This is a genomic window from Bradyrhizobium sp. UFLA05-112 (assembly GCF_053572325.1).
Window position 1 is genome coordinate 1 of record NZ_JBANBK010000019.1, and the last position, 24,592, is coordinate 24,592.

26 protein-coding genes, 1 tRNA gene and 1 pseudogene are annotated in these 24,592 nt (G+C 64.5%); 11 read left to right on the forward strand and 17 right to left on the reverse strand.

The window, feature by feature from the left end; genetic code table 11:
* Positions 1-1,058, reverse strand: a pseudogene (locus SO180_RS13560) (hypothetical protein); the annotation flags it as partial.
* A gap of 272 nt (positions 1,059-1,330) precedes the next feature.
* Between SO180_RS13560 and SO180_RS13565 the strand changes: the two are divergent.
* Positions 1,331-2,413 carry a helix-turn-helix domain-containing protein gene (locus SO180_RS13565; protein ID WP_449379327.1) on the forward strand — a complete coding sequence of 361 codons (1,083 nt, stop codon included), beginning with the start codon at positions 1,331-1,333 and terminating at the stop codon, positions 2,411-2,413.
* A 7-nt stretch (positions 2,414-2,420) separates the two neighbouring features.
* Here the strand turns inward: SO180_RS13565 and SO180_RS13570 are convergent, their stop codons facing one another.
* The 7 genes from SO180_RS13570 to SO180_RS13600 all read right to left on the reverse strand — a co-directional run bounded on the left by SO180_RS13570 (position 2,421) and on the right by SO180_RS13600 (position 11,066).
* Positions 2,421-3,680, reverse strand: coding sequence for an MFS transporter (locus tag SO180_RS13570; RefSeq protein ID WP_449379328.1), 1,260 nt, complete (start codon positions 3,678-3,680; stop codon positions 2,421-2,423).
* Positions 3,681-3,752: 72 nt separating this feature from the next.
* Positions 3,753-4,721 carry an ABC transporter ATP-binding protein gene (locus tag SO180_RS13575; protein WP_449379329.1) on the reverse strand — a complete coding sequence of 323 codons (969 nt, stop codon included), beginning with the start codon at positions 4,719-4,721 and terminating at the stop codon, positions 3,753-3,755.
* Positions 4,718-5,713: an ABC transporter ATP-binding protein gene (locus tag SO180_RS13580; protein ID WP_449379330.1), complete on the reverse strand. Its 996-nt coding sequence runs from the start codon at positions 5,711-5,713 to the stop codon at positions 4,718-4,720. Before SO180_RS13580 ends, SO180_RS13575 begins: the two co-directional genes overlap by 4 nt.
* Positions 5,713-6,642 carry an ABC transporter permease gene (locus SO180_RS13585; protein ID WP_449379331.1) on the reverse strand — a complete coding sequence of 310 codons (930 nt, stop codon included), beginning with the start codon at positions 6,640-6,642 and terminating at the stop codon, positions 5,713-5,715. Before SO180_RS13585 ends, SO180_RS13580 begins: the two co-directional genes overlap by 1 nt.
* Positions 6,608-7,567 carry an ABC transporter permease gene (locus tag SO180_RS13590; RefSeq protein WP_449379332.1) on the reverse strand — a complete coding sequence of 320 codons (960 nt, stop codon included), beginning with the start codon at positions 7,565-7,567 and terminating at the stop codon, positions 6,608-6,610. The genes SO180_RS13585 and SO180_RS13590 overlap by 35 nt, the downstream gene beginning before the upstream one ends.
* Positions 7,568-7,595: 28 nt before the next feature.
* Positions 7,596-9,389 carry a peptide ABC transporter substrate-binding protein gene (locus tag SO180_RS13595; RefSeq protein ID WP_449379333.1) on the reverse strand — a complete coding sequence of 598 codons (1,794 nt, stop codon included), beginning with the start codon at positions 9,387-9,389 and terminating at the stop codon, positions 7,596-7,598.
* A 258-nt stretch (positions 9,390-9,647) separates the two neighbouring features.
* On the reverse strand, positions 9,648-11,066 hold the full coding sequence (locus SO180_RS13600; protein ID WP_449379334.1) for a M20 family metallopeptidase: 1,419 nt from the start codon (positions 11,064-11,066) through the stop codon (positions 9,648-9,650).
* Between the two features lie 265 nt (positions 11,067-11,331).
* On the opposite strand from SO180_RS13600, the gene SO180_RS13605 reads away from it, so the two are divergent.
* From SO180_RS13605 to SO180_RS13615, 3 genes are all read left to right on the forward strand, one after another.
* Positions 11,332-12,303: a S1C family serine protease gene (locus tag SO180_RS13605; protein WP_449379335.1), complete on the forward strand. Its 972-nt coding sequence runs from the start codon at positions 11,332-11,334 to the stop codon at positions 12,301-12,303.
* A 37-nt stretch (positions 12,304-12,340) separates the two neighbouring features.
* Positions 12,341-13,411 carry a carboxylesterase family protein gene (locus tag SO180_RS13610; RefSeq protein ID WP_449379336.1) on the forward strand — a complete coding sequence of 357 codons (1,071 nt, stop codon included), beginning with the start codon at positions 12,341-12,343 and terminating at the stop codon, positions 13,409-13,411.
* Positions 13,412-13,493: 82 nt separating this feature from the next.
* Positions 13,494-13,694, forward strand: coding sequence for a hypothetical protein (locus tag SO180_RS13615; protein WP_027522122.1), 201 nt, complete (start codon positions 13,494-13,496; stop codon positions 13,692-13,694).
* A gap of 75 nt (positions 13,695-13,769) precedes the next feature.
* Here the strand turns inward: SO180_RS13615 and SO180_RS13620 are convergent, their stop codons facing one another.
* The 3 genes from SO180_RS13620 to SO180_RS13630 all read right to left on the reverse strand — a co-directional run bounded on the left by SO180_RS13620 (position 13,770) and on the right by SO180_RS13630 (position 15,486).
* Positions 13,770-14,444: a DsbA family protein gene (locus SO180_RS13620; protein WP_449379337.1), complete on the reverse strand. Its 675-nt coding sequence runs from the start codon at positions 14,442-14,444 to the stop codon at positions 13,770-13,772.
* 132 nt (positions 14,445-14,576) lie between these two features.
* A complete protein-coding gene (locus SO180_RS13625) occupies positions 14,577-15,056 on the reverse strand; it encodes a PaaI family thioesterase (RefSeq protein ID WP_449379338.1) in 480 nt (159 codons plus the stop codon).
* Positions 15,057-15,060: 4 nt separating this feature from the next.
* Positions 15,061-15,486, reverse strand: a complete 426-nt coding sequence (locus SO180_RS13630; RefSeq protein ID WP_449379339.1) for an acyl-CoA thioesterase — start codon at positions 15,484-15,486, stop codon at positions 15,061-15,063.
* Between the two features lie 99 nt (positions 15,487-15,585).
* On the opposite strand from SO180_RS13630, the gene SO180_RS13635 reads away from it, so the two are divergent.
* Entirely contained in the window at positions 15,586-16,140 is a 555-nt protein-coding gene (locus SO180_RS13635; RefSeq protein ID WP_449379340.1) for a TetR/AcrR family transcriptional regulator, read from the forward strand.
* 43 nt (positions 16,141-16,183) lie between these two features.
* Here the strand turns inward: SO180_RS13635 and SO180_RS13640 are convergent, their stop codons facing one another.
* Positions 16,184-16,675, reverse strand: coding sequence for a hypothetical protein (locus SO180_RS13640; RefSeq protein ID WP_449379341.1), 492 nt, complete (start codon positions 16,673-16,675; stop codon positions 16,184-16,186).
* Positions 16,676-16,877: 202 nt separating this feature from the next.
* Between SO180_RS13640 and SO180_RS13645 the strand changes: the two genes are divergently transcribed.
* Entirely contained in the window at positions 16,878-17,147 is a 270-nt protein-coding gene (locus SO180_RS13645; RefSeq protein ID WP_449379342.1) for a PsiF family protein, read from the forward strand.
* Between the two features lie 89 nt (positions 17,148-17,236).
* Positions 17,237-18,322, forward strand: coding sequence for an AbrB family transcriptional regulator (locus SO180_RS13650; protein WP_449379343.1), 1,086 nt, complete (start codon positions 17,237-17,239; stop codon positions 18,320-18,322).
* Between the two features lie 149 nt (positions 18,323-18,471).
* Here SO180_RS13650 and SO180_RS13655 read toward each other — a convergent pair whose 3' ends face one another.
* A complete protein-coding gene (locus SO180_RS13655) occupies positions 18,472-19,014 on the reverse strand; it encodes a disulfide bond formation protein B (RefSeq protein ID WP_449379344.1) in 543 nt (180 codons plus the stop codon).
* 154 nt (positions 19,015-19,168) lie between these two features.
* Between SO180_RS13655 and SO180_RS13660 the strand changes: the two genes are divergently transcribed.
* Both SO180_RS13660 and SO180_RS13665 read left to right on the forward strand, forming a co-directional pair.
* Positions 19,169-19,253, forward strand: a tRNA-Leu gene (locus tag SO180_RS13660).
* Between the two features lie 188 nt (positions 19,254-19,441).
* On the forward strand, positions 19,442-19,675 hold the full coding sequence (locus SO180_RS13665; protein WP_449379345.1) for a hypothetical protein: 234 nt from the start codon (positions 19,442-19,444) through the stop codon (positions 19,673-19,675).
* A gap of 22 nt (positions 19,676-19,697) precedes the next feature.
* Here the strand turns inward: SO180_RS13665 and SO180_RS13670 are convergent, their stop codons facing one another.
* Positions 19,698-20,657: a helix-turn-helix transcriptional regulator gene (locus SO180_RS13670; protein ID WP_449379346.1), complete on the reverse strand. Its 960-nt coding sequence runs from the start codon at positions 20,655-20,657 to the stop codon at positions 19,698-19,700.
* A 307-nt stretch (positions 20,658-20,964) separates the two neighbouring features.
* Here SO180_RS13670 and SO180_RS13675 point away from each other — a divergent pair, with 307 nt between their 5' ends.
* Both SO180_RS13675 and SO180_RS13680 read left to right on the forward strand, forming a co-directional pair.
* Positions 20,965-21,207: a hypothetical protein gene (locus SO180_RS13675; RefSeq protein WP_449379347.1), complete on the forward strand. Its 243-nt coding sequence runs from the start codon at positions 20,965-20,967 to the stop codon at positions 21,205-21,207.
* A 20-nt stretch (positions 21,208-21,227) separates the two neighbouring features.
* On the forward strand, positions 21,228-21,479 hold the full coding sequence (locus tag SO180_RS13680; protein ID WP_449379348.1) for a GCG_CRPN prefix-to-repeats domain-containing protein: 252 nt from the start codon (positions 21,228-21,230) through the stop codon (positions 21,477-21,479).
* Between the two features lie 62 nt (positions 21,480-21,541).
* Here the strand turns inward: SO180_RS13680 and SO180_RS13685 are convergent, their stop codons facing one another.
* The 3 genes from SO180_RS13685 to SO180_RS13695 form a co-directional block, all read right to left on the reverse strand.
* Complete coding sequence (locus SO180_RS13685; protein WP_449379349.1) at positions 21,542-22,507, reverse strand: alpha/beta hydrolase; 966 nt, start codon at positions 22,505-22,507, stop codon at positions 21,542-21,544.
* Between the two features lie 574 nt (positions 22,508-23,081).
* Positions 23,082-23,750, reverse strand: a complete 669-nt coding sequence (locus SO180_RS13690; RefSeq protein ID WP_449379350.1) for a hypothetical protein — start codon at positions 23,748-23,750, stop codon at positions 23,082-23,084.
* Between the two features lie 121 nt (positions 23,751-23,871).
* Entirely contained in the window at positions 23,872-24,549 is a 678-nt protein-coding gene (locus SO180_RS13695) for a hypothetical protein (protein WP_449379351.1), read from the reverse strand.
* Between the last annotated feature and the right edge of the window lie 43 nt (positions 24,550-24,592).

Below are 24,592 nucleotides of genomic sequence, written 5' to 3' on the forward strand. Positions count from 1 at the left end.
CCACCCGCAGCCCCGACGCCACCAACTCCATACCCAGACGGTCCGCCGCCACCGCCGCCGAAGCCACCGGCACTGCTCGGAGTGCTGCCCGACTGGCCGCCGAAGCCGCCGCCGCCGCCTGCGCCTCCTGGCGTGTCGCGGTTCCCCCCGCCGCCGCCGCCGCCTCGGGCACCCCCGGTTGTCCCGGTGCCGTCTCCGCCGGACTTGCCCGTAAGACCGCTGATCCCGAGTTGGCCGTCCTGCCCATTGAGGTTGTGGTTACCGCCGGCGCCCGTATAACCACCACCGCCGCCGCCGTCCGGGTATCCGAGGCCGCCGGTGCCGAAAACGCCACCGCCTCCCGCGCTGCCGTTACCTGCCCCGCCGCCACCGGCGCCGAACAATCCACCACCACCGCCGCCATTGAGACCGCTCGGATTTGTCCCGCCTCCAGCACCGCCGAGGCCGCCGCCGCCACCGCTCGTTCCGGCGGCACCGGCACCGCCTGTTGCGCTGTTGTTGTTGAACGAGACGCCGGTCAGGGTGACGTTCGCCGACTGGTTGACGAACAATGCGCCGCCCGCCCGCAGTCCTCCGCCCCCGCCGGAGCCGCCTGCACCGCCCTGGGCAAGGCCGTTAGCCAAGGTAAGATTACTGATACTGACGTTCTGCGTCTGGGCCACGATGGAGCCGGCCACTGCCGCGCTGGTCTTTGTCGCAGTGTCCACGCCGACAAAAAAGATCCGCTGGGTGCCGCCGCCATCGATGGTGTAACCATTGCCGTTGATCGAGAGCGAATTGAAGATCGGCGACAGTGGGCCGGACAGCGTCACATTGGTCTGAATGTTGATCGTGACCGCCGCCGACTGGGCATTGGCGTAGGCGAGCGCGTAGCTCAGCGTTCCGGCTGCACCCGTCGCACCACTCGAAGACGTACCGGGGTCGCTTGCAATCGTGACGGTGCAGGTATTGCCGGCACATTGGGCCTGCGCGACGCTTGCAACTGTCACATTGGCAATTGCAAACCCAATGGCTGCGATCGAGAAAGCCCGCACGCGCATCAGGCCACTCGACGTCATTCCCACCCGCATTCCAACCTCACTCCGCACCGGGCATAGGCGCCGGTTTTGCGGCCTGCACTCGGCATTGCCACGCAAAAGCGGACCATAATCGCGCGCCTGCGGTGCCGATGTGCCCAGAGTCTCAGTCACAGATTCGAGAAACGACTGATGCAATTGCACCACAGTTTGGACGCAAGCGTTGCCGCACGGTTGCCCGCCATTGTCCGAATGCCTAAGTCAGCGCGTCGATATCGGTGCGCTCTTCGTCCGTGCCGCGGGTGTGATCGGGAATGGACGGAGCAACCTTGAACGTGAACATGCTGGCGGACACTCCTGGGCGCGGGGCATATGCGCTCGCACAATTGCGCGCGATGACAACCGACATCTGCGACGTCATTCCGCTCACCGCGGATGACGATTTCCATGTCACCAGCCTCACGATGATGACCCGCAATGCATTGCTGGTCGACACGCGTTCCACCGATCTGGAATACGACCGGACTCCCGCGCACGTCGCCCGCGGCGCGATGGACCACTTCCAGATCACGCTCTGTGTCGAAGGCGAGATGCAGTTCAGCTCGGGCTCGCGCGAGGTGACGTTGGGGCCGGGCGACATCTGCCTGCTCGACATGGCGCAGCCGAACCGGACGGTGTTTCGCGGCGGCGGCGACCGCACACGCCTGATCGCGATCATCCTGCAACGTGCCATGCTGGCGCCGCGGCTAGCACATCCGGATTCCGCGACGGCTACCTTGCTGTCGTCAAATCACCCGCATGCGCGCCTGCTCGCCAACCATTTTGCGGCGCTTGCACTGCCGCCCGACCCTGAAGGCGGCAGCGCCGAGGCCACGATCGAGGCAATCGCCGACATCATGGCCGCGGCTGCGGGCGGCGCAGCCGACATTGCGGCCGGCGTCGACCGCGCCGAGCGACACCTTTACCTTGCGATGATCAAGCGGCGCATCGCAGACAACCTCGAAACCGACGAGCTCACGGCGGGTGAGCTCTGCCGCCACTTCCAGATCTCGCGTGCGAGCCTGTATCGGTTGTTCGAGGCCGACGGCGGGCTTGTCCACTATGTGAGAGAGCAGCGGCTGAATCTCGCTTTGAAGATCCTGATCTCTCCGGCCGCGCAGGACCGGCGCCTGATCGACCTCGCCGTCGACTTGCGGTTCAGCAGCGACTCGACCTTCATCCGGGCGTTCCGCCGCAAGTTCGGCCTGACGCCGGGCGAGCTGAGGGAGCTGTCAGATACCTGGCTTCGCGAGACCGGAGCGGTCCCGGCGATCGACACGGTGCTGCATCAACTGACCCGCCGCCGCAGCATTACAGCCGCCCGACACGGCGCCCCAGCAGCGTTCGGCGGACGGTGAGCGCACATCAAGCGAGCTCCACGCCGCGGCGCTCGGGGATCAGCGCGAGCAGCGCCGCGATATCGAGCAAGTAGAGCAGCGCGAGTCCGGCGATCGCGGTCGGAAAGCCATAGGCTGCGCTGACGATGCCGACCACCAGCGGACCAAAGCCGGCGACCGCGCGACCGATATTGAAGAACACGTTCTGCGCGGTGGCCCGCGCCGCGGTCGGATAGAGCTCGCTCATCAGCGCGCCGTAACCGCCAAGCATGCCGTTGACGAAGAAGCCCATCACGGCGCCGCCGATCAACAGCGCCGTCGCGGCCGTCAGCTGCGAATAGACCACCACCATGATGGCCGCGCCCAGCATGTAGGTCAGGAACGCAGGACGGCGGCCGAAGCGATCGGCGGCGTTGCCGAACAGGAAGATGCCGAGCGCCATGCCCGCAATGGTGACTGATGTCCAGACCGCCGATTGCGTCAGCCCATAGCCGAACCGCGTCGAAAGATAGTTCGGCAGCCAGATCATGATGCCGTAGTAGCCGAAATTCTGCACCGAGCAGAGGATGATCATCCCGAGGCTGATTTTGGTCGTCTCTCTGTCGGCGATGAGCGCGCGGAGCGAAGAACTTGCATCCGCCGGCTTCGCCTTGTGCGCCGTGAAGACATCCGGCTCGTGCAGCCTGCGCCGGATCAAATAGGCGACCAGCGCCGGAAACACGCCGAGTGCGAACATCCCGCGCCAGCCGATGAGAGGCAGCAGGATCGGCGTCACCAGCGCCGCTACGAGCACACCGAACTGCCAGCCGAGACCGACATAGGATGTGGCCCGTGCGCGTTTCTCCGCGGGCCAGGCCTCGGCCACCAGCGCCATGCCGATGCCGAACTCGCCGCCGAGACCAATGCCGGCGATGGCCCGATAGGTCAGGAGATCCCAATAGCCCTGTGCGAGTGCGCAGAGGCCGGTGAAGACCGCGAACAGGACGATGCTCCAGGTCAGCACGCGGACCCGGCCAAGCCGGTCCGACAGCATGCCGAAGACGAAGCCCCCGAGCACCGCGCCGACCAGTGTCCCCGTCACCAGCGAGGCCGCCTGGGGTTGCGTGAGATGGAGGTCGTTCGAGATCGCGCTCAGCATGAAGCCGAGGATGAGAAGGTCGAACCCATCCATGGCGTAGCCCAGCGCCGACCCCCACAGAGCCCGGCGTGCCATGGTATCGACATCCCCGGCACGGGAGGCCGACGGTGCTTCGGCTCCAGCGAGACTGACATCCTGTATTTGGCTCATGGCCCCCGCTCGCCGAACGATCCTCGGGACGATTCCTTGGGATCGTACCCCGTTACGCCGCCACCCTACAGCTCAGACCAGATGACACGCCACGGCGTGCCCGCCCGCACCTTCCTTCAGCTCCGGCGCGCTCTCCGAGCAACGCGGCTGGGCAATCGGGCAGCGGGTGTGGAAGTGACATCCCTTTGGCGGATTCATCGGGCTCGGCACGTCGCCCTTCAACCGGATGCGGTTGCGCTTGAGCTTGGGGTCCGGTACCGGCACCGCGGAGAGCAGCGCCTTCGTATAGGGATGCTGCGGATTGCGGTAGAGGTCGCTCGCCTTCGCGATCTCGACGATGCGCCCGAGATACATCACCGCGACGCGATCAGAGATGTGCTCGACCACCGAGAGGTCGTGCGCGACGAAGAGATAGGTGAGGTTCAGCTCGGCCTGGAGATCCTCCAAGAGGTTGATCACCTGCGCCTGGATCGAGACGTCGAGCGCGGAGACCGGCTCGTCGCAGACGATCAGTTTTGGCTCGACCGCGAGCGCACGCGCGATCACGATGCGCTGGCGCTGGCCGCCGGAGAATTCGTGCGGATAGCGCCGCATATGCTCGGCCTTAAGGCCGACCTTCACGAGCAGGCTCGCGACGCGATCCTCGCGCTCCTTGGCCGATGGCGCGAGGTTGTGGATGATGAAGGCTTCGCCGAGGATGGCGCCGACCGTCATGCGCGGATTGAGCGAAGCGAACGGGTCCTGGAACACCAGCTGCATGTTCCGCCGCATCGTGCGCAGATCGTTGCCGCCGAGCTTGCGCACGTCCTGGCCTTCGAATACGACCTCGCCGTCGGTCGGCTCGATCAGGCGCAGCACGCAACGCCCCGTCGTCGACTTGCCGCAGCCGGATTCACCGACCAGGCCGAGCGTCTCGCCGCGATTGAGCGAGAACGACACGCCGTCGACCGCATAGACGCTGCCGACCTGGCGCGACAACAATCCGCCGAGCACCGGGAAATGTTTCTTCAGGCCGCTGACGCGGAGCAAGGGTTCGCTCATGCCGCGCCTCCCAGATTCGTATCTCCCAGATGACAGGCCATGCGATGGCCGGGCGCGATCTCGCGCAAGCGCGGCTCCTTCTCCGTGCAGATGCTCATGGCATGACGGCAACGTGGGGCAAAACGACAGCCGACCGGCGGATTGATCAGGATTGGCACCGAACCGCCGATCGCCTCGAGGCGCGTCTTGTGCGCGCTGTCGAGATCGATGCGCGGGATCGAGCGGATCAGGCCCTGCGTATAGGGATGGCGGGGATCGCCGAAGAGATCGTCGACGAGCGCCTCCTCGACCACCTTGCCGGCATACATCACGACCACGCGCTGCGCGGTCTCGGCGACCACGCCCATGGCATGGGTGATCAGCATCACCGCCATGCCGAAGCGCTCCTTCATGTCCTGAAGGAGATCTAGGATTTGTGCCTGGATGGTGACGTCGAGCGCGGTGGTCGGCTCGTCAGCGATGACGAGCTTGGGCTTGCAGGCGAGCGCCATCGCGATCATCACGCGCTGGCGCATGCCGCCGGAGAACTGGTGCGGATAGTGATGAACGCGGCCTTCGGCATTCGGGATCTGCACCAACTTCAGCATCTCGATGGTGCGCTCTAGCGCCTGCTTCTTGGTCACCGCCTCGTGGCGGCGCAGGCTCTCGGCGATCTGCTCGCCGACGGTCAGCACGGGGTTGAGCGAGGTCATCGGCTCCTGGAAGATGAACCCGATCTCCTTGGCCCTGATGTCATCCAGCTGGTTGCTCGTCAGCGGCACGAGATCGCGGCCCTCGAAGATGATCTGGCCGGCCGCGATGCGGCCGGGCGGCATCGCGATCAGCTTCAGGATCGACATCGCGGTCACGGTCTTGCCGCAGCCGGATTCGCCGACGACGCAGAGCGTCTCGCCCCTGTTGATGGAGATGTCCACGCCGTCGACGGCCTGCAAAATGCCGTCGTCCGTCGAAAAGTGGGTCTTGAGACCTTTGATTTCGAGCAGCGGCGCCATCAGATCACCCGTCGCGCATCGAGCGCGTCGCGCAGGCCGTCGCCGATGAAGTTGATGGCCACCACGGCGATGAAGATCGCGCTGCCCGGAAACAGCGCCCAGTGCGGGCCGATGTCGAGAAAATCCTTGGCATCATAGAGCAGCCGTCCCCAGGTCGGCGTATCCGGCGGAAAACCGAGTCCGAGAAAGGACAGCGTCGATTCCGCGATGATCGCGGCCGCGACGTCGATGGTGCCAGCAATGATTACCGGCCCCACGGCATTGGGCAGGATGTGGCGCACCACCTGGCGCACCGGGCTCGCCCCGAGCGCGCGTGCCGCCTCGACAAATTCCTTCTCGCGGATCGACAGGAACTGCGCGCGCACCAGGCGAGCGACTGGCATCCAGCGCAGGCCGCCGATAACGAGCACGATCAGGATGAAGATGCCGCCTTCGGGACCGAACATCGCCTTCAGCCCGTCGCGGAAGAGATAGATGAGCAGGAGCAAGAGCGGCAATGGCGGCAGCGACAGGAAGAGATCGGTGAGCCACATCAAGCCATGGCCGAGCGCACCGCGCGACATGCCGGCGAGCGCGCCGATCAGCGTGCCGACGAACACCGAGACCAGCATCGCGGCAAGCCCCACCGCAAGCGAGATGCGGCCGCCATAGATCATGCGCGCCAGCAGATCCTGGCCGAGATCGTCGGTGCCGAAGGGATGAGCGAGCGAGGGTCCCTGGAGCCCAGCCACGATGTCGATGTCGTTGATCTTGACGCGCCAGAGGAAGGGGCCGACCAGCACCGCCAGGATCAGGAGCAGCAGCAGGAATGCGCTGAGCACGGCGAGCCGATGACGGCGAAAACGCCGCCATGTCTCGCGCCAAGGCGAATAGATCGTCCGCTTGGTTGCCTTCTCAGCGGAGGGAGATGCGAGGGTCAAGCCAGCCATACAGGACGTCCGCAATGAGATTGAAGAGCACAACGAGGCACGCGAACACGAAGGTGACGGCCATCACCACCGGCGTGTCGTTGGCGAGAATGGAGGAGATCAGCAGCGAGCCGATACCGGGGATGCGGAAGATCTGCTCGGTAACGATGGCGCCGCCGAACACGGCCGGCATCTGCAACGCAATGAGCGTGACGACCGGGATCATCGCGTTGCGCATCACGTGCTTGACGATCACCTTGGCTTGTCCGAGCCCCTTGGCGCGGGCGGTGGTGACGTAATCGAGCCGGATCACATCCAACATCGCCGAGCGCACGAAGCGCGTCATGGACGCCGCCTGGAACAGGCCGAGCACCGCCACCGGCATGATCGCCTGCCGGATCATCTCGAGGACCCAGTGGATGCCGGTCCCCTTGACGTCGGTGGTATAGACCAAGGGCAGCCAGTCCAGCGTCACTGAGAAGATCAGGATGAACAGGATGCCGGTGAAGAACGTCGGCAGCGAGAAGCCGACGAAGGCGAGCGTGTTGGCGATCTGGTCGAACAGCGAATAGGGCTTGGTCGCAGCAAAGACGCCGACGGGTATGGCGATCAGGAGCGCCAGGATCTGCGCCGAGCCGACCACGTAGAGCGTCGCCGGCAGGCGCTGGAGGATGAGCTGGTCGACGTTCATCCGGCTGACGAAGGAGAAGCCCCAGTCGCCGTGCGCCATCGCCGCGATCCAGTGCAGGTAGCGAAGATAGATCGGATCGTCGAGGCCGAACTTCGCCCGCAGCGCGGCAGCGACCTCGGCCGGCACATTCGGATTGGTCGCCAGCTCCGAGAACGGATCGCCCGGAGCGAGCGCCAGCACGACGAACAAAACCAGCGAAATGCCGAGCAAGCTCGGAATGGCGATCAGGATGCGACGCAGGACATACTGACTCATAGGGAAAGACCCCGTCTACGTCCCGTGATCATGCCTCCCGGTACCAGTCGAACAGATTGTCGGTCTCGTTGGCCCAGCCGCTGACGATACACACCAGGTTATTGGCGGCTGCTTCCACCTTGAGGCGGTGCTGCACCGGGATGAAGACGACCTCCTTGATCAGGAGATCATTGGCCTTGATGTAGAGCTCCGCGCGCTTGATCGGATCCATCTCGGCTTCCGCGGCCGCGATGATCGCGTCGTAGTCCTTGTTGGCCCAGCGCGAGAAATTCGGTCCCTGCCACTTGTTCTCCTTGGTCGCGACGTTGTCAGACGTATAGCGGCGCATGTGCTGCGCGGGATCCGGCTGGCTCATGGGGATCTGGAACATCTCCATGTCGGCGTAGAACTTCGGATAGGTGTCGGGATTGCCGACATCCGAGGAGAAGAACACGGAGGCCACGACCGACTTGAGCTCGACGTTGATGCCGGCCTTCTGGCACGCCTGCTTGACGATGGCCTGGGTCTTCTGGCGCGGGCCGTTGATCGAGGTCTGGTAGAGGAGCTTCAGCTTCTTGCCGTCCTTCTCGCGAATGCCGTCGGCACCGGGCTTCCAGCCAGCGTCATCAAGGACCTTCGCCGCTTTCTCGATATTGAATTCCCAGGTGTTGTTTTTGGAGACGAACTTTTCGGGACCGTTGAGGAAGTTGGCCGTGGTCCGTCCCGCGCGGCCGTAGATCGCCTTCTTGACCGCCTCGCGGTCGACCAGCATCGTCAGCGCCTTGCGCACCGCGGGATCGGAGAACAGCGGATGCTTGGTCTTCATCGAGGAGCGCTCACCGTCCACCTCGATGTTGGGATCGGTGGAGTTCAGCACGATGAACTCGGTGTCGCCGCCGACCGCGTAGACCGCTTTGCCCTTGCCGCCCTTCTCTAGGCGCAGCAGCACGTCGTCTTCGACCTGGATGTTGTAGCCAAAATCATACTCGCCAGTCTGGATCACCGCGCGGGCCGCCGAGACCGCATCGCCGCCGCCCTTCATTTCGAGCGTGTCGAAATAGGGACGATTCGGCATGTGATAGTCGGGATTGAGCTCGCCGCGAACGAGATCGCCCGGCTTGAACTCGATGAATTTGTACGGGCCGGTACCGACCGGCGAGAGGTTGTTCGGCGCCTCGCGGGATTTCGCACCCTTGTAAGCCTCAAACAAATGCTTGGGGATGATCGGTCCGACCGCAGCGCCGACGAAGGCGTCGGCCCAGAAGGGGGTCGGCTTGGGAAACAGGATACGGACCGTAAGATCGTCGACCTTCTCCACCGTGATATCGCGATAGACGGCAATGCTGGTTGCTGCGGTCGCGGGGTCCTTCGCATATTCCCAGTTGAACACGACGTCGTCGGCGGTGAACGGCTTGCCGTCATGCCATTTGACGCCGGGCTTGAGCTTCCAGGTCACCGACTTGCCGTCGGCGGCGAGGCCGCCGTTCTGGATCGACGGGATCTCGGCCGCGAGCACCAGCTTCATGTTGCCGTCGGGATCCCAGCAGGCCAGCGGCTCGTAGAACAGGCGCGAACCGTCCTGGTCCTTGGTGCCGGTGGCGAAATGCGGGTTCAGCAGGGTCGGACCCTGCCACCACAACAGCTTCAGCGCGCCGCCGCCGCCACGCTTGGTAGGCTTGTAGGTCGAGGGCCCCTCGGCCATGGCGACGCCGCCGAGCGCGAGGATCTGGTTGGCCAGCGGGGCGGTCAGGCCGACAGCAGCCATGCGCTTGACGAAGGCGCGGCGATCCATCCGGCCGTCCGCCACCTTGTCGATCATTGCGCGCAGTTTCTTGTCCAGCATGGTTGTCCCCCGTCTGGTTCCGGTATGGATGCAGGCAACCGCAAAGGGCCGCCGGGTTAGCTGGCGGTAGATGGCACACCGAATGGGGCGCGCGTCAACTGCGACCGTGTGTATGCAAACGGTCTGCTGGCTGTCTCTTGGGCAAAACTCTGTTCCGCCGCTCAACCGTTTGGCAATTCGGCGGCGAAACGCCCGTTAATCAACGCTGCACTGCGGAAAATTTGTTCGGCAGATCAGACGAAGTAACGAGACCGAATTCTACGCCACGGACATATCCAGCGGTGGTGCAATATGGTCCGGCAGCGGACAGACGTAAGGTGTCTTGGCAGTCCGCTTCGTCAGATCCGCTTTCGCAGCCTTGATCAGCTCCGGCTCCGTCAGCGCCTTGATGCCGAGACCGGCCATCGCCTTGGCGGCCTGCACCATCGCCTTGTGGGCATGCGGGGTCTTGCCCTGCGCCACCACCTGCCAGGTGTGGAACGGCGTGCCGATTGCAACCGTCGGTGCATGGACTTGCACGGTCGGCACCACCCAGCTCACGTCACCGACGTCGGTCGAGCCGACCAGCGGATTGCGCTTGGCATCGAGCGGCACCAGGAAGTCGGCGAGCGGCCGCTCCGTCGGCTCCATGCCGATCGCGTAATAGACCGACGCGATGTCCTTGTCGCTCAGCGTCGCGCGAATCTGGCCGGCGAAATTCTTGTCGGCATCGTCGAAATGCGGCGGTCCGAGCTCTTCCATCACCCGGTGCAGCGCCTGCTCCAGCGGCGCGTTGGGCAGGATGTTGGAGACTGCGGAAATGATCTTCATCTCTACCTTAGTCTCGGTCATCAGGGCTGCGCCCTGCGCGATCTTGCTCACGCGCTCGACGAGCTCGGTCATCCCTGGAAGATCACGGGCGCGGATGGAATAGCGCACGCGGGCATGGGCCTGCACCACGTTCGGCGCGATACCGCCAGTATCGAGCAGCGCGTAGTGCACGCGCGCGTCGCTCGGCATGTGCTCGCGCATGTAGTTGACACCGACATTCATCAATTCGACCGCGTCGAGCGCGGAACGACCGAGATGGGGCGAAGCCGCCGCATGCGAGGTACGACCGGTGAAGATGAAATCGGCGCGCGTGTTGGCAAGCGACGGCGTCACCGCGACTTCCCAGAAGCTGTGGGGATGCCAGGTGATGGCAATGTCGGCGTCCTCGAACGCGCCGGAGCGCACCATGAAGGCCTTGGCCGCGCCGCCTTCCTCCGCCGGACAGCCATAATAGCGCACACGGCCGGGCACCTTGTTCTCGGCGAGCCAGTCCTTCACCGCGGTCGCCGCGAGCAGCGCTGCCGAACCGAGCAGATTGTGACCGCAGCCATGGCCATGGCCGCCGGTCTCGACCGGACGATGCTCGGCGACGCCCGCCTCCTGGCTGAGGCCCGGAAGCGCGTCATATTCACCGAGGAAGGCGATGACCGGACCGCCCTCGCCCCACTCGCCCATCAGCGCAGTCGGAATGCCTGCGACATTCTCGGTGATACGGAAACCCTGATGACGCAGCTCGGCGAGATGCTCGGCGGCGGAGCGCGCCTCGGTGTAGCACACCTCCGGCGTTCCCCAGACCTTGTCGCTCAAGTCGATGAAACGCGCCTTGATCGTATCAATGCCACGCCAGATATCGCTGCGGTTGTCCATGCTTCGGTCCGTGATCCCTTTGTCAAACGAAGCACCAAGGGTTAGCAGCTTCGCCCGAGCGCGCCTAGCACCGGCCGGGACACCTGCCATGCGGCCGAAGCGGCACGCAAGTTGTGACACCGATTTCATCGATTCGCGTTGGCCGTCTGTTCCAATGGTCTTTCAAGACAGCCCTGCGAGGCATACATTGGCGGTGCTTCGCGCCTTGCTCGTTGCCGCAACTGCTGGAACGCCCAGGCCAAGAGACTTGCAAGGAGAGAACTCCATGCCCGCTCTGACCGAATGGAGAGTGCCGCCGGCACATCAGCCGCGTGCCGGAGACTACGGATTCGATCTCGACCGTGTGCTCTCCTCCGTCGTCGGCCTGCATTCTATCATCCCGTCGGACGCTTTCAGCGCCGAGACGCTCGGCACGGAGCGCGCCGGCAATGGCATCGTGATCGATGACGGCCTCGTGCTGACCATCGGCTACCTCATTACCGAGGCGGAAGCGGTATGGCTGCATCTTGGCGACGGACGCGTGATGGAAGGCCATGTGCTGGGTTTCGACCAGGTCACCGGCTTCGGCCTGGTGCAGGCGCTCGGCAGGCTCGACCTCGCGCCCGTTCCGCTCGGATCGTCGGCCGCGACCGGGATCGGGGACCGCGTCGTGCTCGGCGGCGCCGGCGGGCGCACGCGATCGGTCGCAAGCCAGATCGTGGCCAAGCAGGAATTCGCCGGCTACTGGGAATATCTGCTGGATGAAGCGATCTTCACCTACCCCGCCCATCCGAACTGGGGCGGCACGGGGCTGTTCAACGATCGCGGCGAGCTGATCGGGATCGGCTCGCTGCAGCTCGAACGCGAGCGAGACGACAAGGCCGAGCACGTCAACATGGTCGTGCCGATCGACCTGCTCGCGCCGATCCTGGACGATTTGCGTAAATTCGGCCGCGTCCACAAGCCGGCGCGGCCCTGGCTCGGGCTATTTTCGACCGAGATCGATCGCCGCGTGGTGATCATCGGCATCTCCTCGAACGGACCCGCGGCCCGCGCCGAGCTCAAGACCGGCGACGTCATCCTGGCCGTCGATGGCGAGAAGGTGACGAGCCAGACGGGCTTCTATCGCAAACTGTGGTCGCTCGGCACTGCGGGCGTCGATGTGCCCCTGACGGTGCACCACGAAGGCGTCACCTTCGACGTGACGGTGACCTCGACCGACCGCATGAAGCTGTTGAAAGCACCAAGGCTGCATTGATTGAGGCTGCGCCAAAGCAGGACAGGAACACGGGGCCATGAGCGAGGCCGTGGTCGACGACATCGTGGCCGTGCTACCGCCGCTGCTCGATTCGTTGGACGCGCTCGGCTTCGTCGCGCGGCACCTGCACCCGCCGGCCTTCGACTCCGTCATGACCGCGATCGGAACGCCGGATAAGGCGTTGCAGGCCGCGCGCTCTGCGCTTGGCGAATGGCCGCAGGCTTTTGCCGACATGCGGAGCCTGCTCGATCGAGCCTGTGACGAAGCGCTCGCCGCGTTGGGCGGCTTGCGGACAGTTCAAGCCGGCAATGGCGATATCGTCGCGGTCTTCCGCGCGCTGCGACACACGCCGCGCGCGCTTGAAGCGCTCTATCCGCTCGCTCAAAAATTTCCTCCGGTGAGCAGCTTCTTTCTCAACGCCGCGATGCGCGAGAACGAAGATCTGTTGATCCAGCTCGCCGAAGCTCCTACCGGGCAGACCGGCATCTTCCATCGTAACAACGAGCCCGGCAGCCGCGGCGGCTACTCGCTCTACGTGCCGGAATACTACACGCCCGAGCGGTCCTGGCCGCTGGTGATGGCGCTGCATGGTGGCAGCGGCAACGGCCGCGGCTTCCTGTGGAGCTGGCTGCGCGACGCGCGCAGCATCGGTACGATCCTGGTCGCGCCGACCGCGACGGGTCCGACCTGGGCGCTGATGGGCGGGGACACCGACACGCCGAATCTTGCGCGCATCCTCGAAACCGTCCGCAACCTATGGAATGTCGATCCGTCGCGAATGCTGCTGACCGGCATGAGCGACGGCGGCACGTTTTGCTATGTCAGCGGGCTCGATCGCACATCGCCCTTCACGCATCTCGCGCCGGTCTCGGCAACATTCCATCCGCTGATGGCGGAGATGGCGGACGCCGCGCGCATGCAGGGCCTGCCGATCTTCATCACTCATGGCAAGCTCGACTGGATGTTTCCGGTCCAGGTCGCACGGCAGACCCGGTCGGCGCTCTTCGCCGCCGGCGCAAACGTCACCTATCGCGAGATCGACGATCTCAGTCATTGCTATCCCCGCGAGATCAACGCGGAGCTGTTGCAGTGGCTGAATGGTGGGTGAACAGGTCGTCCTTATCCTCGCCGCACTGACCGGGAACTCTTGTCCGGCACTAAACGTTATTGCCGGTCACCGGAGGTTCGCTATGAGAGTTTTGTTCGGAATGATCCTGGGCGCGCTGCTACTTGGCATTGGCGTCTACATTCACGATTCGATGCAGACGTCTGCCAACAGCGAGGTCGCTGCAACCAGTCGCACCATCGTCAACTGGGACGTCGCGAAGGCCGATTGGGACGCGCTGGTGGACCGCGCACACAAGGACTGGGTGAGAATTTCGTCGAAGTAACGGCTTGCGGTCAGCAAGCCATCGACAGGGCGCCGTCGTGATTCGCGACGGCGCCTTTGTCTTGCTGTGCGGCGCTTAGTTGCTCTTGCCCGCTTTCGCCTTGCGCGCGTCCGCGATCACCTGTTCGAACTCGGCCATGGTGAGCACGCCGGGCACGCGGAATTTGCCGACGATGAAGGACGGCGTGCCGCGGAAGCCGAAGGCCTCGGCCTGATCGCTGTTGCGTTTCAGGATCGCGTCGATGTCCTTGGCGCGGCCCGTGAGGTCGCGCTTCAGGCGATCGATGTCGACACCGGCGCCCGCCAGCAGCTCGTTGATGCGCGGCTCGGTCAGGCGCGAATTCACGCCCATCATCGCATCATGCGCCTGGTCGTACTTGTCCTGGAATTTGGCCGCGAGCGCCATCCGCGCCGCGGTCACTGAAACCGGTCCGAGGATCGGCCAGTCCTTCAGCACCAGCCGGACCTTGCCATCGTCCTGAACGATCTGGCGCAGCTCCGGCTCGACGCGGCGGCAATAGGGACATTGATAGTCGGACCATTCCACGATGGTGATGTCGCCGTCGCGGTTGCCGATCACAGGCACGTCGGGATCGCGCAGCACGGCGGCTTCAGTCAGGATCGTACCGTCAGCGGCCGTCGCGGCGCGGCCGGCCCGCGGGCCGCCTGCGAGCACCACCCCGGCTCCGATCAGAGCAAGCGCCTCGCGACGCGTCCGTTTATCTTTATCTTTATCTTTAAGTCCGATCATAACCCGTTCCAATTCGGCCCTTTGGTGCTTCTACGGCCTGCGGCGCAGGAGCGTTACGCACCAGCATATAGAGTGCCCCGCCGGTAATGACAGCCGAAAAAAGCGGTATGCGGGCCTTCCCGCCAGCTCGGATCAGACGGGAGAGCCAGCTCGCACCTGGGCGGGCGCCGCCTCGCGGCGGGCCAGCGCCATCAGCGTGGCGGTCATGGTTGCAACCAGCATCGTCACACCGTGCTGCCGCGCGAAGGCCTTGGCCTCGCAGAAAGTGAGCGTGCGGCCCGGCTTGACCACCTCGGCCCTGAAGATGAAGCCCTCGCCCCGCGCCGGCGCGACCAGACTCGTCTTGAACTCGACAGTGAGGATGTCGGCTTCGCGCGGCATCAGTGTGAAGACGGCAACGCCGCAGGCGTTGTCGAGGCCTGCGGTGATGATGCCGGCATGCACGAAGCCGTTCTGCTGGGTAAAGCCGGCCGCATAATCCATCGCCAATTCCGCCTCGCCCGGCGCAACGTGCACGAGCGAGATGCCAAGCGTGCGCATCGCCGGCTGGCCGTCGAACAGCCGACCTGCGGCCGCACGAAAATCCGGATTCTTCGGCTCGAAGGCGGCCATCGCGTCACGCCATGATCGGCTCGGCGAGGTGCCGCATCGCGGTCTCGCGGATCACGGCTTCGAACGGTGTCGACCTGCGCGCCTCCCGGTCCATGTGCACGGCGGAGATCTCGCAAACTGCTGATATCTCGCCCGTCTCGGCGTTGCTCATCTCGTGCCGGAAGCGGATCGATTTCTCACGAAGCTCGAGCAGGACGCTGCGGATCTCGATGATGTCGCCGGCGAGCAGCTCGCGCTTGTAGGTGATGTTCTGCTGCACCGCGGCCATGCCGCGGCCGGAGGTACGCAGATAGCTCGGCGTCAGCCCGAGGCGCGCGAACAGATTCCAGTTGGCCTCGTCGAACTTGCCGACATACCACATGATGTTCATGTGGCCGACATGGTCGCATTGCCACGGATAGACCGTGCCGCGATAGCTCGCCTCCTGCATGGTCGTTTCCCGCCTTTTCGATTTTGATACGGTAGCGTATCAGACCCATGGCAGGTTAGCAATACGGCACCGTATCAAAGCTCGGTGAGAGGCGAATTCATGAGTGACGCCAAAGGCGATGTCTGGGTCGAAGTAGCCTTCGCGGAGCTTGCCCGTACTGGGGTCGAGGGCGTGCGGGTCGAGGTGCTTGCGAAAAATCTCGGCGTCACCAAGGGCGGTTTCTACCGCCGCTTCGCTGACCGCGCCGCACTGCTCGGCACGATGCTCGAACGCTGGCGCGAGGGGCGTACGGAAGCGATCGCGCAGCAGACGAGACTCGACGGACAAAGCCCGCGCGAGCGGCTGAAAGCGGTGATCCAGCTTTATTCCGAACGCATGAACCCCGCTGCCATGGCGATCGAGCTTGCGATCCGGCAATGGGCGAGAGCCGACGAGCGCGCGGCGTCAGCGGTGGCGAGCGTGGATGCGGCGCGTCTCAAACATGTCGCCGAGCTCTATCGCGCGACGGGCCTTCCCGCCGATGAGGCCGATGCGCAGGCCTTCCTGTTCTACTGCTTTGTTTTCGGCCAGAGCCTGCTCTTCGTCGAGCGTGGCCCGCGCAAGCGGGCGCAGATGATTGCGAAGTCGGCAGAGAAGCTGCTCGCGAACGATTGAGCGGCCGGAGCGAGAGTCCCGGCCGCTCACATTACTCGAAAGCTTAGGCTGTGCCCTTCAGGCGCTTGGTGCATTCGCTGTAATAGCCGCCGCCCTTCTGGATCCACTTCAGTCCGCCATTGCCGTTGGTCGCCTTGTTGGCGTTGTACTGGTCGACGCATGTGTGCATGCGGGCCTTGCCGGCGGTCTCCTTGCTGTATTTCGGATCGACCGCGTTCGGGAAGACCGCGGGGCCAGTGGCAGCCGGCGCTGGCGCGGGAGTTGCGGGCGGAGCAGCCTCCTTCTTCGCCTGCTTGGGCTCGGCCGGGGCCGCCGGTGCGGCGGCAGCGGGAGCCGCGGCTGGGGTCGCATCGGCGCCGCACTGCGCTTTCCGGAAATCATTCCATTTCATGCCGCCCAGCGTGCCGTCCTTCTTGGCCGCCTGATACTTGGCACTGCATTCCTGCGTGGTCAGCGCCTGGGCCGGCGCGGTCGCGAGCAACGCCGCAACGCCCGATGCCGCAATTGCGCAGAACAATTTTGCCTGAATGGTCATCCTTCGTCTCCTCCTTAGATCTGCCCCGGGGGAAGTAAATTGGGATCACTATCCTAGCGTGTCGGCGGCATCCGACAAGGAAGTGATGACTTTCGCAGCCAAAATTTAGTGATCGCGATGCGCCATCCATTCATGTGGCGTTCAGCAATGCAGGACGACGTTCTCCGCCCTTGTTCAATTCGCAAACACAAGAGTGCAACACATGACCCTCGCCTCGCGCATCGCCGTCGTCGCCCTCGCCTCCCTGTTCGCCACCGGCACCGCCTTCGCGCAGACCGCGGCGCCGGCTGCCAAGAGCGATACCGCGGCCACCACGACCGACAAGAAGGCACCGAAGCAGCACTCGGCCGAATCGCTCGAATGCTCCAAGCAGGCGGATGCCAAGGGCCTGCACGGCAAGGAGCGCAAGAAATTCCGCTCCGAGTGCATGAAGGAAGCGAAGGCCGGCACCGCCGCCCCCGCCGCAAAGTAGTTCCGTCACATTCCGCCCTTTTAGGCGCGCGCATTGCGGCATGACACGGCCGCAATTGTGCGCGCCTTTCCGATTTGCCATAAGGCGGTGTGAAGCAGATCACCGCCTCCCTGCCCTTTGAGCTGCCGTCCCGCGCCAAGATCAGAAGCGCGGTCGAGACGCTCGTCATCGGCGCTGCCGGCGGACTGGTCTTCCTGTTCGCCAACTTGCCCGGCGGACTGATCTCCGGCGCCATGATCTCGGTCGGGATCGCCGCCATCGCCGGCCGCCCGCTCGCGGTGCCGCCGATCCTGACGCAGACCGTGCTGGTGCTGCTCGGCATCTCCCTGGGGTCCGTCGTTTCGCGTCATCTGATCCAGCAGCTCAGCGCCTATCCGCTGACGATCGGACTGCTCGCGCTTGCGACCTTCTGCTCGACCTTCGGCTCGAGCTACTACCTGCAACGCGTCCATGGCTGGGACCGCACCTCGGCTTTTCTCGCCGGAAGTCCCGGCGCGCTGTCGCAGATCACCATTCTGGCGGTCGAGCGCGGCGCCGATCTGCCGGGGATCGCGGTGGTGCAGACCATGCGCGTGATCATCCTTACCGCGGCATTGCCGATGGTATTGGCGATCGGGGGTGTCGCGCCCTCGGCGGCACCGTCGCTGACGACCACGATTGCCTCGCCGTTCGAGCTCCTGATCCTCGTCGTCGCATCGCTCGCGCTATCGCTCCTGCTGCGGCTCGCCAAATTCCCCGCGAGCTGGATGTTCGGCGCAATGATCGCTTCCAGCGTGCTGCACGGAGCGGGATGGGTCGAAGGCGGCCTGCCGAACTGGGTGCGCGGCGTGGCGCTGGTGGGAATCGGCGCGCTGATCGGCAGCCGTTTTGCGCGGATGAAGATCAAGACCCTCGCCGGCCACATCAACGCGGCGCTCGGCTCGTTTGCGATCGCGATTGCGGTCTCCGCCATCTTCGTCGCGATCGTCGTGCTGACCACCCATGTGAAGTTTTCCGACGTCGTCGTCGCATTCGCGCCGGGCGCGATGGACGCGATGCTGGCGTTGGCGCTGACCCTGCACATCGACCCGATCTTCGTCGGCGCACATCACCTGTCACGCTTCGTGTTTGTGACCATCGCGACGCCCGGCATCGTGCACCTGTTCGGACGCACGCAGGACGATGTGGATGATTGAGGGCCGTTTCTTCTCCCTCTCCCCGTCCTTACGAGGAGAGGGTCGGGGTGAGGGGCTACATCCGCAATCACGATGACAAAGAGACTCGCGGAGAATCCCCCTCACCCGGCGCCTCTGCCGACCTCTCCCCGCGAGCGGGGCGAGGTGAACTACCCCCGCTTCGCCGTCGCCACGAATCCCCATGCCGCGATCGCTGCCAACGCGAGCGAGATCAGCACGTTGTAGCCGGCGAGCGAGAGGCCGAGGAAGCGCCACTGCACCTCGTCGCAGCGGATCACCTTCACCGTGTCGAGCCGCGACAACAGATCGGAGGCCGAGCCGAGATTGACGACGGGACCGGAGCAATCGGTCGGACCCTTCCAGAATCCCCATTCGACGCCGGCGTGATAGGTGCCGAGGCCGGCATTGGCCAGCGTCGCCAGCGCGAGCACGGCGAGCCCGGCAAGCAGCAGCGGCCGCGGCGCGCCGCCTCTTGCGGCAAGCGCCGTCAGTGCGCCGAGCGGGATCGCCAGGTAATAAGCGTAGCGCTGCTCCAGGCACAGGGGACAGGGCAGGATCTCCAGCACGAGCTGGAAGAACCACGCGCCCGCGATGGTCGCGGCCGCAATCAGGGTGACGGCCGCCGAGGCCGTGAGCGCCGGATTGGCGGCGGCCGGGCGGGAGGCTGGTATTGCAGCACTATTCGTCGTCACGACGGCCTCAGGGGTGAAGGGGTGTGTCTAGCCTCTAGCCTTCGCCGACGACCCTGTCGAGAACACCGAACATCACTTTGGCGCGGGTTGACCCCGCCTTTTCCATGGCTATAGTCCGCCGGCTTCGCGACGCCCAGCCACGGGCCGACCGGGGGCCCCTGTGGCGGAACTGGTAGACGCGCTCGACTCAAAATCGAGTTCCGCAAGGAGTGCTGGTTCGATTCCGGCCAGGGGCACCACGCTTTGCCCTTCCGGGCTTCGCGTGACGTAGCCATGTGAGGCCGAAAGCGCGAAGCGTGTCCGGCGAGGCCTCTTGGCGAAGACGGACCGCCTGGTTGCCCCTCTCGTAGCGAAGCGACGTCCTCCCTAGCAATCATCAAGCCCGCCTATATTTTCTTGCGGTGGTCTCCACGCAGCGAGCAGCTTGATGGCCAGACGACGCGAGACCGACGCAAAGCCCGGCGACCTCCCCCGCTATTTCGTCTGGGTACGCGGGCTAGACGGACCCGAGCCGCAGAAATGGATGGCGATGGATTTCGGCGTCGACGGCTGGAAGCGGGCGCAGGTGCTGGCCTATCTCGAGCTGCCGGAGGAGGAGCGACATCTGTCGCTGTCGATACTGGCAAGACGCTATCCGCCGCCGCGGGTGGAGGCGTCGTAACCCGTCCGACCAGAGCGAACACTCACCTCCCCCTCGCTGCCGTCGGCGTCAGGCCGAAGCGGCGGCGGAAGCAGCGGTTGAAATAGGAGAGGTCGTTGAAGCCGCAGGCAAATGCGATATCGCTGATGCGCCCGTCGCTGCGGGCCAGGAGATCGGCGGCCTTGCGCAGGCGCAGCTCGTTCAGGCGCGTGGTGAAGCTGGCGCCGGCCTCAAACAGCAGCTCGTTGACGTAGCGTTCGGAGAGACCAGCCGCGAGAGCGAGCTTCTGCGCGGAAAAATCCGGCTCGTGGAAACGCGTCTGCAGAATCGCCAACGCGGCCTGGAGCCGCACGGCGCGCAGGCCGCGTCGCCTGGCGGCGGACGCGACATCGGCGCGTGCGCCCAATCCGAGCGCCGTGAGGTCGAGCAGATGCGCCGCAATCGCCATGCCGGCCTCGTCGACGGCGGCGGAATAGCGCAGGAGAAGATCGCTGTAATCCATCGCGAGCGACAGCGCCCCGCCGGGCGCGAGCTCCTGCCCGACCAATTCATCGACATCGGCGACCATCGCGCGCAGCGTCGCGACCGGCAGATGCACGTTGGTGAAACGCTTGTGGTTCGCGCCGTCAGCGGCGACGAACGGCTCGTCCAGCTTGAGCAGCACCATCGAGCCCGGCCGCAAGGTGATCTCGCGGCCGCGGTGACGCACATGGGAGGCGCGATCACCGGTGTTGCGCACGAGGCAGAAGCGGTCGTCCCGGGTCTCGATCACCTGTCGCTTTTCGCGCCGCACGGTGACGAAGCTGCCGTCGCAGCGACCAAGCATGGTGGTGCCGACGTGGATTGAGTTCATGGTGGCGCGAAACGGCACGTCGGACGCGGGGTCGAGCTCACCGGTATTGGAAAAATGCTCGAACAATTCCGCAAAGCGGATGAAGCGCTGCCGCTCGGACAGGCCCTGCGGCAGCATATCGGTCGATAACGCTTTCCGGATGACGGGCATCGGGGAAGGATTTTTGGGAAAAGGATTTTGAAGAGAGACTTGTGAAGACTGACTGGCAAGAAACGGAGCGAACTTGCCGGGCGCGGACTGAACCCCCGGTGAACGCGCTCCGTCAGGCTAACAGCACGATGACGTGATTTAAACAGCGCCGGTCAGTCCAAACCCAAAATCGTTCGACGCCGGACAGTCCAAGACGGCGTCCTCGCAAGAGTCTTATTCAGGCCGCGGATGCGCCGGGTTCGTCTTCACGCCGGTGCCTCCCGGCATCCGGGCAGCCGTACCTGTCGCCCGCTGGAGGAGACAACGCATGCGAACTTCCCTACCCCGCAGCCTCGCACTGGGCGCGGCGATCGCCGCAAGCCTCGGCATCGGCTACGCAATCGGCGCCCAGCCGCACATGGACGAGAGCGTCACGATCCTGCAACAGGCCCGCGCCGAGCTCACCAAGGCCGAACCGAACAAGGGCGGCCACCGCGAGAAGGCGCTCGGCCTGATCGACCAGGCGATCGCCGAAGTGCGCGCCGGTATCGCCTTTGCGGCCACGCATTGAGCCGCAATGGAGGACTGCACATGATGCGACACATCCTTGCCGCCGCGTTTGCGCTCGCCGCGATCACCGGCTCCGCCAAGGCCATTCCCCTTGCACCAGTCGATGCTCCCGCGACGAACGACATCGTCGCGGTGGCCGGCGGCTGCGGCGCCGGCTGGCATCGCGGCCCCTACGGAGGCTGTCTGAAGAACTACGCCAACCCCGCCGCTCACGCCTGCCCACGCGGCTATCACATTGGCCCCAATGGCGGTTGCCGCGGGAACGGAAGGTAAATGGTCTCCCGGACGCCCGGCGCACCTCGCCCGGGCGTCTGCCAGCCTGCGAAGGAAGCCGCCTATGATGTCAGCGCCTGCGCACCGGTCAGGGGCGCCGTGTTGCGGGTCGGGATCAACGTGCGGTCGATCGAACCTTTCAACGTGATCGAGAGGTCACGGTGAAAGGTGGCGTCGGAGAAGTACCACGAATGCGATGTCACCGCGTCGAGGGTGACGTCGCCGGTCGCGGGGTAGGTCGCGTGAAAGTGATCCGAGCAATTGACGTTGACCGCCTTGGACGGTGCGTCGGCCGGCAATCCGACGCGACCGACGCGCGGCGATAGGCCAACGCGCTTCACGTTGGATATTTGCAAGACCTGATCATAGCCATTGAAGAAGTTGGTCAACCGGTAGCAGTGCCGGTAAGTGCTCTCGGTTTCCGGATTGCCTGCGGAAAACGACGATGCTGACACGTCGCCCGCGATCAGCACGAGCTGGCCGGCCGTCCATGCCGTCGCGGTGGCCTGTCCGTCGTCAGCATGATCAAACGCCTCGCGAATGAGATACGCCCCTGTTGAATGACCGAGAACGTGGACATTGATGTCGCACTTCTGCTGCTGGGCCCGCACGAACAGCTTGATGCCTGCGCTGACCAGTCGCACGGCAGTGATGCGCGCGTGGTCGCGGTCCCTGAGATAAGCAAGGGCCAGGTCACCGGACGGCCAGTCGAAGCTGATCACCTGGCAGGCAAACTGGTTCGCCGTCAGCCCGGCCTGGATCAGCTTGTGGCGCTGGTCAACCGTAGCAACGGTGTTGTTGTAGCCGTGAACAAAGAAGAGAACGTCGCCGCTCGGCCCATCGTCGGGATAGTTCGGATCGGGCGGAAAGATCGCCATGATCTGGCGGATCCACTGCGCCTGCGTGATCTGATGCTGGGGCGCGGGCGTTTCGTTGTCGGGCACTGCGAGATAGCGGGCCGGGCCAAGCTCGATCTCATCTGTGAATGCGCCGCCGGACACTTTTCGCAAGCTGATCCAGTACTTCATTGCACCGTCTCAAATGGTTGTCTCTTCGGGGGAGAGCAAAAGAAATCAGGACAACAATGATCGCGCGAAGCCGCGTCATATCGCAAACGAACGGTAGCATGTGGCCGACTGCGATCGAAAAGCCGACGGCCTCCGCCGCCTCAGAAGGCTACAGTGCAACGATCGGTGAAGCAATCAAAACGTGCATATTTTAATCTCACGCCTTCTTGGAGTACTCGGCCTCATGGTCCGAGACGTCCGCTTTGCGGGCTCCTCACCATGAAGGTCCGGGATTCTACCGCGATACAACAGGCGGGCATCTCGAAGGATGGCCGCAAGGTGAGGCTGCCGGGCAGATCCGTGCGGCTGCAACTACGGCAGATGAACGCATGCCTGCGCGACAACAGGGCCAAGCTATCGCATGCGTGGCGCAAGGTCGTGCAGTCGCATGAAGATTGATGCGGGGGGCGCTAAAGCGACGAGATTAGGATGAACCGTCATCGCGCTTTAGCGTTGTTGTTTGCGCATGATCTCCGCGCAAACGCTCCGCGTTTGTCGCGAGGGAAAACTGCTCCACACTTTTCAGGATCATGCTCTAATCGTCGTCGTCATCTCCGAACAGCCTCATCTGCGGGAAGCCGCGATTCTGCGGATAGCCACGGCGCGGACCTGAGCCGAATTCGCGGGCATCGGCATCTTCACGAACGTTGCGAGCGACATCGTCCCAGTCAGTCCGATCACGCATCTCGCGCGGATCGCGCATGTCGTAGCGGCGGCGCTCGGCCCAGCGCTGCCGTCGATCGGCGCGATGCCGCTCCGATGCCGCGCGCTTCACGTCGGCCTCCTTTGCCTTCGCATAGGCATTGTCCGGTGAGGCCGACTGCTCGGTCGAAGCTTGCTGCTCCGCAGGCTTGGTAGGATGCGCGGCTTGCGTGTTGGCCTGCTGGGACTCATGGCTTGCAGCCGGCTGAGCCGGCGGCGCGGATGACTCGGCATTGGCCGTGGCGGGCGGCGCCTCGGCCTGGACCGGCGGTGCGACCACGGCGCCGAAGACCTTCGATCCCGTGAGATATTGCACGCGCTCGGATGGCGCATTGGTCGTTGCCGTCGATTCTGCACGCCGCTCCGGCTTCGTCGTATCGGGGCCGTGCTTGGGCGCGATGGGGTTCATGATATTGCCGGCGACGATGCCGCCGCCAAGACCGACGGCGATGGCTGCGACGATGGTTCCTCCACCGAAGAAATAGGCTGTCAAGGCGCGCATCGGTCCACTCCCTCTTTCGAGCGAGCAACGCATCGCGCAATTTGATGTTCCGGGAACGATACGACGTTCAGGAAAATGCTGGAGTTCCGTCGCTTAGTGCGCGGAACTCTCGAGCTCCGCGTCAGATCTGCTGAGCGACCTTCTCGAGCCCGATGATGCGGGCGAGCTTGCGCACTTCCTCTTTCTGGTCGTCGCGCAACTGGAACAGCAGCGGCATCGCGGCCGACTTCAACTGCTGGACCTCATCGCAGTTCGGATCGATTGGCACACCCTGCACCTGCGGATTGGAGAGCTTGTTCGCCTGGATCTTGCGCGCGACATTGCGCAGCGCTGTCTCGACCGAGGGCCAATAATATTCCTGCGACGACGACAGCTTCAGCCGGTCCTTGATACCCGCGATCTGAACGTCGGAGAGCAGCGAATAGGATTTCTGCGGCTGCGGCTTTGCGACCAGCTTTGGCTTGGCAGGCGCGTCGGTCGCTGCAGCCGGCGCCTCGGAGGCGCTCGCCTTGGGCGCAGGGGGGAAATCGGATGGCGTGGCGGCGGCGAAGGCTTGGCGCAACTGCTCCGTAAGAGCAGGCCTGTCGACCGGCTCGACGGCGGCGGAGGCCAGAGCGAGTGTCGGAACGTTCAGCCGGTCGGCCTTGCTGGCGCGGTTGGCGGCGACCGGCTTGGGAGCGACCTGCGAGATCATGTCGGCGCCCGCGGCCGGCACGCTGTCACGGCCGAAAATAGCGATCGCGGCGGCGCCGAGAACCAGGAAGCAAGTCAGCACGACGATGGTGATGGCTTTCGACAAACGTCTCTCCGCGTCCGGCTCTCTACCCGCTTGATGCTAGGAA